9 protein-coding genes and 1 pseudogene are annotated in these 10,134 nt (G+C 64.5%); 4 read left to right on the top strand and 6 right to left on the bottom strand.

Annotated elements, in window-relative coordinates; all coding sequences use genetic code 11:
* Nucleotides 1–33: 33 nt before the first annotated feature.
* The 4 genes from MFM001_RS23675 to MFM001_RS23660 form a co-directional block, all read right to left on the bottom strand.
* Entirely contained in the window at nucleotides 34–1,689 is a 1,656-nt protein-coding gene (locus tag MFM001_RS23675; RefSeq protein WP_202864147.1) for a hypothetical protein, read from the bottom strand.
* 253 nt (nucleotides 1,690–1,942) lie between these two features.
* Nucleotides 1,943–2,506: a carboxymuconolactone decarboxylase family protein gene (locus tag MFM001_RS23670; protein ID WP_116377671.1), complete on the bottom strand. Its 564-nt coding sequence runs from the start codon at nucleotides 2,504–2,506 to the stop codon at nucleotides 1,943–1,945.
* Between the two features lie 52 nt (nucleotides 2,507–2,558).
* The gene (locus MFM001_RS23665) at nucleotides 2,559–3,656 is read right to left on the bottom strand and encodes a zinc-binding dehydrogenase (protein ID WP_116377670.1); all 1,098 of its coding nucleotides are present in this window, start codon (nucleotides 3,654–3,656) and stop codon (nucleotides 2,559–2,561) included.
* Nucleotides 3,653–5,146, bottom strand: coding sequence for an acetyl-CoA acetyltransferase (locus MFM001_RS23660; protein WP_116377669.1), 1,494 nt, complete (start codon nucleotides 5,144–5,146; stop codon nucleotides 3,653–3,655). Before MFM001_RS23660 ends, MFM001_RS23665 begins: the two co-directional genes overlap by 4 nt.
* A gap of 127 nt (nucleotides 5,147–5,273) precedes the next feature.
* On the opposite strand from MFM001_RS23660, the gene MFM001_RS23655 reads away from it, so the two are divergent.
* The 4 genes from MFM001_RS23655 (at nucleotide 5,274) to MFM001_RS23640 (ending at nucleotide 7,866) form a co-directional block, all read left to right on the top strand.
* Nucleotides 5,274–5,921 carry a TetR/AcrR family transcriptional regulator gene (locus tag MFM001_RS23655; RefSeq protein WP_116377668.1) on the top strand — a complete coding sequence of 216 codons (648 nt, stop codon included), beginning with the start codon at nucleotides 5,274–5,276 and terminating at the stop codon, nucleotides 5,919–5,921.
* 48 nt (nucleotides 5,922–5,969) lie between these two features.
* Nucleotides 5,970–6,410, top strand: coding sequence for a PaaI family thioesterase (locus tag MFM001_RS23650; protein WP_116377667.1), 441 nt, complete (start codon nucleotides 5,970–5,972; stop codon nucleotides 6,408–6,410).
* A gap of 51 nt (nucleotides 6,411–6,461) precedes the next feature.
* Nucleotides 6,462–7,361, top strand: coding sequence for an alpha/beta fold hydrolase (locus MFM001_RS23645; RefSeq protein ID WP_116377666.1), 900 nt, complete (start codon nucleotides 6,462–6,464; stop codon nucleotides 7,359–7,361).
* A 295-nt stretch (nucleotides 7,362–7,656) separates the two neighbouring features.
* Entirely contained in the window at nucleotides 7,657–7,866 is a 210-nt protein-coding gene (locus tag MFM001_RS23640) for a hypothetical protein (RefSeq protein WP_057003499.1), read from the top strand.
* A gap of 16 nt (nucleotides 7,867–7,882) precedes the next feature.
* Here MFM001_RS23640 and MFM001_RS23635 read toward each other — a convergent pair.
* Together MFM001_RS23635 and MFM001_RS23630 are read right to left on the bottom strand one after the other, a co-directional pair.
* Nucleotides 7,883–8,314 (bottom strand): annotated as a pseudogene (locus MFM001_RS23635) (IS256 family transposase); the annotation flags it as partial.
* A 312-nt stretch (nucleotides 8,315–8,626) separates the two neighbouring features.
* Nucleotides 8,627–10,132, bottom strand: coding sequence for an NAD(P)/FAD-dependent oxidoreductase (locus tag MFM001_RS23630; RefSeq protein WP_116377665.1), 1,506 nt, complete (start codon nucleotides 10,130–10,132; stop codon nucleotides 8,627–8,629).
* Nucleotides 10,133–10,134 lie beyond the last annotated feature (2 nt).

Here is a 10,134-nt window from a genome sequence, read left to right as displayed (position 1 = left end):
AAGTCCCGGCTGCGGCGTAGGGAACCTTGGTCGTTAGAACTTTGAGGGTTGTCTTGAGTTTTTAGGCTGCGTTTGGCAGAAGCCGGGCGTGGTCGATGGTTTCTGTGATGTGAATGTCGATGGTGTGCAACGCTTTTCGTAGTGGTGGTGGCGCGGTTGGCTGATCGGCGGCCAGGAGCGGCCGTAGCAGGCGATCATGGAGTTTGGTGTAAAAGATCGCGAACCGCTGCCCGTCGCGAACCGCTGCCCGTCGGAGTTGAGGCGATAGCGGTTCTTGCCGGGGACGCGGGTGATCAGCCCGTTGCGGGCCAGCCGGGCCAGGTCGTAGCTGGCCTGGTTCATGGTGTAGGTGGTGCCGCCGAGCAGTCCGGTCATCAAGGCGCGCAGGCTCTTGTTGGTGATGCCGGTGACGGCGAGCACGCTGGTGCATAAGGCGCCGGCCAGGGCTTGGACCCGAGGGTCGCCGAACCGTAAGGCCGGGGCCCTCCTGCCATCCTCGGTGAGGGTGGGCCGTGCGATCCGCTCAAAGGCTGGACTCGCAAGGACGCAGCCCTGACCGACACGTTCAGTATCGAGCAGTCGCGAGTTGATGTCACGGGCTTTGGCCTGCAGCTCGTCGAGATGAACCAGGCGCCGCAGACAGCCCAGATCTTCCGGGGCGTTAACGACGGTCTCGATGCGCAGCGCCCGTCCGTCTTTCAAATATTGCTTGATGCGCGAGTGCCGGTAAAAGGCGGTGACGTTGACGTCGGTGCCGTAGCTGACGAGCTTGGTCTTGTACTGCCCGCCGGCCTTAGCGCCGCGGCGTTGGCCGCGTTTGAAGATCAACTCGATCAGCTCCGGGCGACCGATGTCGAGGTTGTCGACGACCAGGGCCTCAAAAAACGAACGCGCTCGCCGGGGAGCGTCGAACACCAGGGTGCGTGAGGTCTCGACCTGGCGCATCGCCAACTCCCACCAATAGCCCGCGGCGCGGTCGGCCTCGGTCAGCGGCAGCGGCAGCACCGACCACCAGCGCTCGGCGAACACCCGGATCGAGCCGGGACCCAGCCGGTCGCAGATGGCTTGCAGCGCATCGGGTTGGGCGCAGGTGGCAAACCCGTTGGACAGCTCGGTGAACGCGACGCCTGCCTTGGCCGCCTGGCGTTTGGCCCACTCGTGACCGTTGACCCAGATCTTCATCGGATACGGAAAATAGGCACAGACCTTGATGAACGCCGGCCCGAAATCCTCATCCCAGACATAAAAGTAGTAGCAGGTCACCCGCCGCTGAGACATCGCGAAGGAGAACCACACCGACTTGGCCTGCCCCGTCTTGGTCGCGGTGAATACCGGCGCGAACTCCTGGGCCACCCCGATCGCCGCCACCCCGGCCCGTCCGCTCGCCGCCTGCCGGGAAAGGTATGGGCGCATCACGTCGATCTTGCGGTCGTTCTTGGAAAACCGCACCACCGCAATGTGGTTGTCGGCGGCGAAGCGATCCACCGCCCGGCGAAACGCGGTGCCGATCTTCTCCAAGATCGCCGGCGACGGGATCGGATAACCCAGATGCGCGGTCAAAAACGACACCACCTGCCCGCCCACCTGCAGGTTGGGCACATAGCCGTTCAGATAAATCCGATCCAGGCACTCCACATCCAGGCCCACATGCCCGTCGAGCACATCATTGACCGTCACCGTCGCAGCCATGTTGTTCAGCCTGACCCCAACACGGCCGCCTGACCAGCCCCCCACCTTCCCAGCGCAACCACGCGCTAAGGGCCAGCGTCGGACCGCCCCCGCGACACCGTCGACGACCGCAGCCGAACCGACCAACCCGACCACCCACCTCGGCGGTCCGAGGCTGGCCTCATTAGTCTAGTAACGCCGTTTACCAGTTGCTACGCACACAACTCAAAGGTCACGCTGCACTTTCGCCCGCCAATCCCGCCGTAACTCCGCACTAGCCACGCAACGAGCTCACGAAAGGTCGAACGCCGTCAGGGGGCCATGCCTCGAGGCCGTCTTCGAGCGGCACTTGCAAGGACCGCAGAAGTGCGGAGAACAACCGCCAATTGCCGATCGCGGCGACGAGTTCGACGAGGACGGCCGGGTCCCCGTGCAACGCGCGCTGACACGCAGCCCATGTTTCATCCGAGATTGTGCCGTCATGCAACGTCTCGTCCGTCGCCGCCAGTACCGCCCGCTCGGCTTCGCCGAAGTGGCCGGCGCTTCGCCAGTCTCGCACCGCGAGCAGGTCGCGTTCGGGCACATCGAGCAAGCGGGCGACCCTCCAGTGTTGCGTCCACTCATAGACCGACCCGGTAACCCAGCCGATCCGCATGATGATCAGCTCCCGCAGACGCGCATCCAGCGCGCCCCTCCACAGCAATTCCTCCAGCAGTCCGTGCAACGCGACCGCCACACCGGGCTGGTGAAGCGCGATTCTGAAAACCGACAGTTCGGCCATGGCGGCCGGGATTCCGCATTGAGCGGCGCGCTGGCGCGCATCTGTCACGTCGAGCATCTCCACCCGGTTTCGGTTGCTCACGGAGGATCCTTTCGAGTGGGCGGCCCTGTCAGGTGATCGGTACAAAGACGTTGTGCAGCGCGGGAATCCGCTCTGGGTCCGCGCCGGCCAGGAGGTCGAGCAGCTGGGGCAGGCCTGCGAAACCGGCGACCTCGCGAGATAACCCACCGAAAGGCCACCGCCCCGAGACCAGCAGCTTGATGGCGCTCTGGTAGGCGGGGTAATCGACCCCCAACGAGCCGAAGACGCGTAATTCCTTGAACACGAGTAGGTCTGGCTCGAAGCCGGGCGCTCCTCCGCCGCCGCGGGTGCCGGCGATCACCACGCGTCCGCCGGGCTGCGCAAGTGCGACGGCGTTCGCGAACGCGCCCGGCGCCTTCGCGGTGACGTCGACGACGACGTCTGCGAGCCGGCCGGTCGCTTGTTGGAGGGCCTGTGCGGGGTCGTCTTGGGTGACGTCGACGGTCAGGTCCACGCCGAACTTGTGGGCCGCGGCTAGCCGAGCCCGGTCCTTAGGGCCGAGCCCGGTCATCGCGACGAACGCCGCTCCGGCCTCCTTCGCTGCTACGGCCGCACAAATCCCACGGATGCCTGGTCCGAGGACCGCGACGACGTCGCCCGGCTTGGTTTCGGGCAGCATGGCAGCCCATTTGATCCCTGCGCCAAGCGGATTGAACAATGTCGCCACGATTGGGTCAAGTCCCTCCGGAACCGACAACAGCATGGAATCGAACGGGAGATGCAGATGGGTTGCGTAGCCTCCCCACAGGCCGGGAGCGATGTTCACGTCGACGAAGCCGAACATGGTGGCCAGTCCGTTGCGCGAGCATCTGCGATACTCGCCGCGGCGGCACTCGTGGCACTCCCGGCACGATCGGAACACCTCGACGGCGACTCGCTGACCCACCGACACGCCCCAACGCGCGCGCGCGGCGGCACCGAGTTCCTCGACGACGCCGACGATTTCGTGTCCGGGGATGAATGCGAAACCAGCCTGCAGGTGTCCGCTGAACTGCTCGTGGTCGGTTCCGCAGAGCCCGCACGCCTCGATCCGAAGAAGACCGGACTCGTCGTCGACGCGCGGCACCGGAAGACGGCGCCGCTCAAGGGTGCGCGGCTTGGTCAGCACGAGTGCGTCGGCGTTCACGGCAGTTCGAACTCGAGGTGCCCGTCCGCGTGGCCCACGGTGACCTGCTGACCGACCCACATCTCTTTCGACATTGTCACCGCCACCTCGGCGTCGTCATTGCGTGCCGCGACGCGTCGGCCGTCGGTCAAGCGCGCTAAAATGGGCACCCAGGAGGGGCCTTCGTCACGGTTGTGCACCACGGTGTAGCCGTCTATGGTCGCGCTACCGGATGCGTCGGCGGGCGAAGCGACCGCGAGGGACGTGGCATCGATCGCGCACTGTGCACCCGCCATGTCCGGTGCCTGCCATCCGGTTGGCGGTGGGGTCGCCGACCACAGACCCAGCGAGTGCTTTGTGATGTACCAGCCGAGTCCGGACACGAGTCCCACGGCGTCCGGTTCGCTTCGGCAGCGTCGCACCATCTCGACAATCGAATGACTGACATAGTTGTTACCCGGCCCGCCGTGGTAGGGCAATCCGCCGGTCACCGTGAACCCGCGGGCATCCGCCGGGTCGAGATCGAAGGCGTCGATCGCCGCCTCGACCGCGGAAGGAAAGCACGAGTAGAAATCGAACCATCTGACGTCGTCGATGTGAAGTCCGCTGGCGGCCAACACTGCCTTGCCGGCGGCCCGGATTCCCGCGGAACGACCCAGATCGGGCCGCTGAACCGGGAAGTACACGTCGTTGCAGGTGGCCGACGACCACGGGAAGACCCAACGATCACGAGGGACGCCGAGTTCCTCGGCGACTTCGGCGGCCATGATGACGAAGGCCGCCGCCATGTCCACGGTGATGATGCTGTTGAGCAGCTTGGGATACGGCTCGCACACCATCCGGTTAGCCGGGGAGACGGTGCTGAGTTCATCGGCGCTGCGGGCACGCGGAAACCAGGCCTGCTCGGGATGTCGGGACGCTTCCAGCGTGAACGGAGCCATCAGGTTTCCCAGCCAGCGGCGCTGCTCGTCGAATGTACGGCCGAATCGAGCCGCGATCGCGGATTCGAAGATCGGGTACACCTCGTGCGGCCAACGTAACCCGGCGCGCATCTCGGCTTCGCTCAGTCCCGGGCGTGTGTCACCAAGTGATTCGTCCCGCGCAGCAACGGGATTCGGCTCCAACAGCGCATCACCGGATGCAACCTTGCGGGCCGAGGCGCCGCTTTCCGCGCCGACGATCAGCACCGCGTCGCTGACGCCGCGCCAAATGCGGCCCCCCAGCACCTCGACGAGGTACTGGGGGGTGTTGCCGCCGACCGGACAACTGATGCGATGGTTCGGCGTGAGCCCAGTCGCTTCGGCGATCCTCGACGCGGGGTTGTCGCGTGGAATCATCAAGATGCCCGGTGTCGCCACGGTGTCGATCCGGCGCCCGAGCGCCACCCCCGCATCCTGCATTGCTCGGCGCGCGGCCTCGCAAGCCAAATCGATCGGGTCGACGGTGCCTTCGCCGCGGTGTGTGAGCTCACCGACGCCGACGACAACCGGAGTGCGTGGTGGGATGGTCAATGGTCAGGTCACGCTCATCGTCGACGCCCTCTTTGTGACATGACTGCGATATTGTCACATCTGGCGTCCATGGGACAACCGCCGGTATTCGACAGAGCGAATCGGTTTGGCACGGCATACTTGCACCGTGACGAAAAAATCGTTGCGATGGGGCGATGCGACTCCGGCACGAAGCCGCGATGTGGCCCGTGACCGGCTACTCGATGCCGCCCAAACGTGCCTGCAAGGCAAGGGGCTGTCGGGCACCACGATGGAGGACATCGCCAGGCAGGCCGGCGTATCGCGCGCCACGGTCTATCGCTACTTCCCGAGTCGCGAATCCGTCGTTTCCGGTGTCATCGTGCGCGCAGCCGAACGCTACCTGCACCGCATCAGCGGGCGGATCTCGTCGCACAGCGACTTGGGCTCTGCGATACTGGATTTCGTCGCAGTCACGGTACGGGCCGCCCGCCGCGAACCGATAATCGGAATGCTCTTCGCCAGTGACGATGAACTCGCCGGCGTAGGGTTGGCCAAGGGAACGTCGGTGGCGTTGTTCGAACTCGTCGCCGAGTTCCTGCGACCCGTCTTCGCGGCGCACTGGCATGAACTGGAAGCCGGCGTGTCGGTCGATGATGCCGCCGAATGGATCCTACGCACCATCCTCAGCTTGCTCTCGGTTCGCGGCCCCCGGAACCGTAGCCCCGAAGGCCTCGACGCTTTCTTGCGCCGATTCCTGCTTCCCGCTCTACTGGCCGATACCCAGCGTTGCGTCGATGCGACAATCGCGGAGTAGTGTCTCGACCATGGCATCGGTATCGGTGAACGAAACGAGGCGCTGACCATGGAGTTCCCGCAGTTCAACCAGCAAATAGCCGAGGAGTTCCAGAACGCGCCGGGAACATCGGGAGGGCTTTCCAAGTACCTGGATTTCCGCCACACCGAGTTCGCCGCCGGGCGGCTGGTTGTGGAAATGGATGCCCGGGCCGATTTGTTGACTCCCTTCGGTAATCTGCATGGTGGATGCCTGTCAGCGATGGTCGACCATTGCTTGGGTGTGGTGTTCTACCCGGTGATCCCTGCTGGATCCTGGGTCGCCACAACCGAATTCAAACTGAACTTCCTGCAGCCAGTGTCCAGTGGAGTATGCGTTGCCGTCACCGAGATCATTGCGCTGGGTAAGCGTAGCGGTGTCGCCAGGATCGACATCACCAACGCCGGGCGCGCGGTATGCGCTGCGCAGGGAACAGTGACCGTCGTCGGCCAGCGGGCAGGCGCCTCGTGATCAGGGCGGGAACAAGAGTACCGTCCGACGTGACCGTCGAGGCCACATAAAATGACCTCTACCTTTGAGCGCGTCCGCACCGAAGACGGAACCGCCCTTGCAGCCGATATCTACCGGCACAAAGCCGCCCGCGCAGTTGTCATACTGCTGCACGGTGGTGGGCAAAACCGCCACGCCTGGGCCACCACGGCGCGCCGCTTACACGCGCGTGGGTATACCGTCGTCGCCTATGACGCCCGCGGCCACGGCGACAGCGAGTGGGACCCCGATGGTCGATACGATCTCGACCGACTCGCATCCGACCTGCTAACCGTTCGCAAACATGCCAGCGACGACCGCCCGCCGGCTGTCGTCGGCGCATCCTTGGGCGGCATGACCGTGTTGGGAACGCATTTGGTGGCGCCCGCCGATCTGTGGGGAGCCGTCGTCCTGGTCGACATCACTCCGCGAATGGAGTTTCACGGAGCACGCCGCGTCGTGTCTTTCATGGCCGCCCATCCCGACGGATTCGAAACGCTCGACCACGCCGCCGACGTCATTGCCGACTACAACCGACATCGCGATCGTCCCAAGAACCTGGACGGACTCCGCAAAGTCTTGCGGCAGCGCGATGACGGTCGGTGGATCTGGCGATGGGATCCGGCCTTCATAACCTCCAACTTCGAGTTCCTGCAGGGTGACCCCGCGGTCGGCGCCGAACAGTTCGGCGCCATCAGCGAACTGCTCATCGAAGGGGCCCGCCGCGTGCGAGCGCCAACGCTTCTGGTCCGCGGCGTTTACTCGGATGTGACATCGCAGCAGTCGGTCGAGGAGTTCCTCGAAGTCGTACCGCACGCCGAGGCGGTCGACGTTTCCGGCGCGGGCCACATGGTTGCGGGCGACGACAACGACGCCTTCACCGCAGCAGTCGCCGAATTTCTCGACCGCACGATAAGCAATTCGGCGGATTGAGCGTCGTTCGAGGATCCGTGATGACCGCCCTCGACCGCGCTACATCAGGTTGTCAATGTCAAGGCCTCGCAAACCATTTCCGTGAACGCCATTCCGCCGGGCGCGCGGCACATCCGCGGGTACGAAGGCACGGCGCTGCTGTGGTGGTGGTCGGCCCCAGCGCACCGACCGCCGCGCTTGCGGTGGCCCCGTCGGGTCAGGGTTGGCCCAGGTAGGCCTTACAGGCGGTGTGAGCGGCGTCATACAGTGCGTTCACCAGGCATTACACGGAGCACATCGCGGAAAGGACTGCCACATGACCGAGACACTGACCCGGATGGAGCCGCTGCCCAGCGACATTCCGCTCGAAGACGAGGCGTTGGCCGCTTATGAGAAAAAGTTCCGCGAGGACAACACCACCTGGGCTGAGCTTTTGCAGGAAAACCTCGACCGGCTTGGGCGGGGCTCGTTTTCGCTGCACTGGATGGACACCGAGCATGTCCCGAGCCGCGTGGATTTTCGATGACGATCCACGGTGAACTCTATGCGGCGGCACCGGCGGTGTCGGCGTCGGGATTGACGTGTCGGCGTAGGGCGTCGACGAGCTGGGGCATCTGCTTGTAGCCCTTGATGCGGCGGAACGATCGTTCGGCGTTGAGCATGCCGGCCGCAGTCCAGCGCAGGACCATCTGTCCGTCGCGCCAGCGGGTGACGTTCCGGTTGGTGGTGCGGGCTATCGAGATCATCGACTCGATCGGGTTGGAGGTGCTCAGCGTTTTGGCGAGGCGTCCGTCGATGCCCATACGTGCGACGGTGAACATCTCTTCCAGCCCTTCACGCAGTGAGGCGGCCGCGCCGGGGTAGTTCTTATCTAGTTGCGCAGCAAGGCTTTTAGCGTTGGCCAGCCCAGTGCCGGGGTCAGGGTGAGTGAACGCCTTGACCAGCTTGGCATCCACCCAGTCCTTGTCTTTGTCCGACCCCGTGGTCGTCATCCAAAGAGACGGTCAACAGCCGTGACCGTCTTGTAACCACACCGCTCCCGCGTGTCACACCTGCAACATCGCAGGTCAAATACCCACTTCGCGACTTTGCCGACCCCTGGGGTGCACCACATGGTGTATCCGAGGCGGAAGAAAGCAAAGGAGGACATCTTGACTTGATGCATCACAGGTTCGTCCAATTGCGGTGGCGGGGCAACAGGAAGGGGCATGATGACCCTTTCCGTGCGGTCTTCCCGAGGCTCTGGAGGTGTGGCCCCCACCTGCCGGCTGGCTTGGGGGGAGGCGCTATCCGGCGGCGTCCGCCGTGAATTGGTAGTCCCGTAGCGGGAAGTGGGTACTGCGCCAGATGGTTTCAATTGTCGGCGCGGGCCGCAAGGGAGCATCGCCGTGGATGTCGAAGTAGTAGCTGTTGGCGTATCGGCAGCTGTCCTGCCAGAACACCTGGTGGCGCCGGCGATGCAGCATCTCAGCGAAGTAGCGGTCGTTGGCTTCTGGTTTGATCTCGATGAGCGTGGCCCGTTCGGCCCGGGCGCGCCGGATGCAGCGGATGATATGGGCCGCCTGGGTTTCGACAAGGTTGAAATACGAGGAGCCGTTGTAGCCGTAGGGGCCCAGCATGAGGAAGTAGTTCGGAAACCTGGGCACGCTGACACCCTCGTAGGCCTGGTGCCGGTGCTCGGTCCAGAACTTCCCGAGGTCAATGCCGTCGCGCCCGATCACCGGGAACGCCGGCATGTTGTCGGATTCAAACACCTTGAACCCGGTTGCTAGGATCAAGACGTCGATCTCGTGATTTCGCCCGTCCTGGGTGCACACCGCATTCGTGGTGATCCGCTCTATCGGTGTTGTCTCAAGCGTCACGTTCGACCGGTTGTAGGTGGCCAGGTAGTCGTTGTGAAATCCCGGCCGCTTGCAGCCCATCGCATAGCGCGGAGTGAGCTGGTCGCGCACAACCGGATCCCGGACCTGCCTGCGCAGGTATGCGTGGGCGCCGGCCTCGAACAAGGATATGAACGGGTTGAGGTGCCGGTAGTGAGCGGCCAGCGGGAAGGTCACCTCGACGAAGGCCTGGCTGGCCCACCGGGCGAGGATGGCGAAGCCTGGGATGCTGAGCAGCCTGCGTAGCGCCGCGGGGATCGCGACGTCCGGTTTGGGCAGGCACCAGATGGGAGTGCGCTGGAATACGGTGAGGTGCCTGACCTGTGGCGCGATCTGCGGGATGATCTGCACAGCGGAGGCGCCGGTTCCGATGATGCCCACCCGTTGGCCCCGCAGGTCCTTGGTGTGGTCCCAACGGGCCGTGTGCATGACCTCACCGGTGAACTCGTCCACGCCGTCGATGTCGGGCGTGCGGGGTTGGGTGAGCACACCGGTGGCGTCGATTAGGTATCGGGCGAGCACGGGCGGACCATCGAGGACTCCGATCCGCCACAGGCGCAGCTCCTCGTCGAAGGCCGCGGAACACACCTTGGTGCCGAACCGGGTCTTCGGGTGCAGCTTGTAGCGGGCCGCGCACTGCTCGGCATAATCGCGCAGCTCGTGCCCTGGCGCGTAGACCCGCGACCAGCTCGAGCGCTTCTGGAAGGAGAATTGGTAGCTGAACGACGGGATGTCCACCGCCACACCGGGATAGGTGTTCCAGTACCAGGTCCCGCCGAAGCCGTGTCCTTCCTCGACGATCAGATAGTCGTCGATCCCGGCCTTGCCGAGGCCGATGGCAACCCCGATTCCGGAGAAGCCGGCACCGACAATCACGATCTCGTGATCCGGGGCGCGTCGTTCGTTGACCATCA

The sequence above is a fragment of the Mycobacterium sp. MFM001 genome (assembly GCF_003402475.1).
Taxonomy (GTDB): domain Bacteria; phylum Actinomycetota; class Actinomycetes; order Mycobacteriales; family Mycobacteriaceae; genus Mycobacterium.
This window is presented reverse-complemented; position numbering and strand designations above follow the sequence as displayed.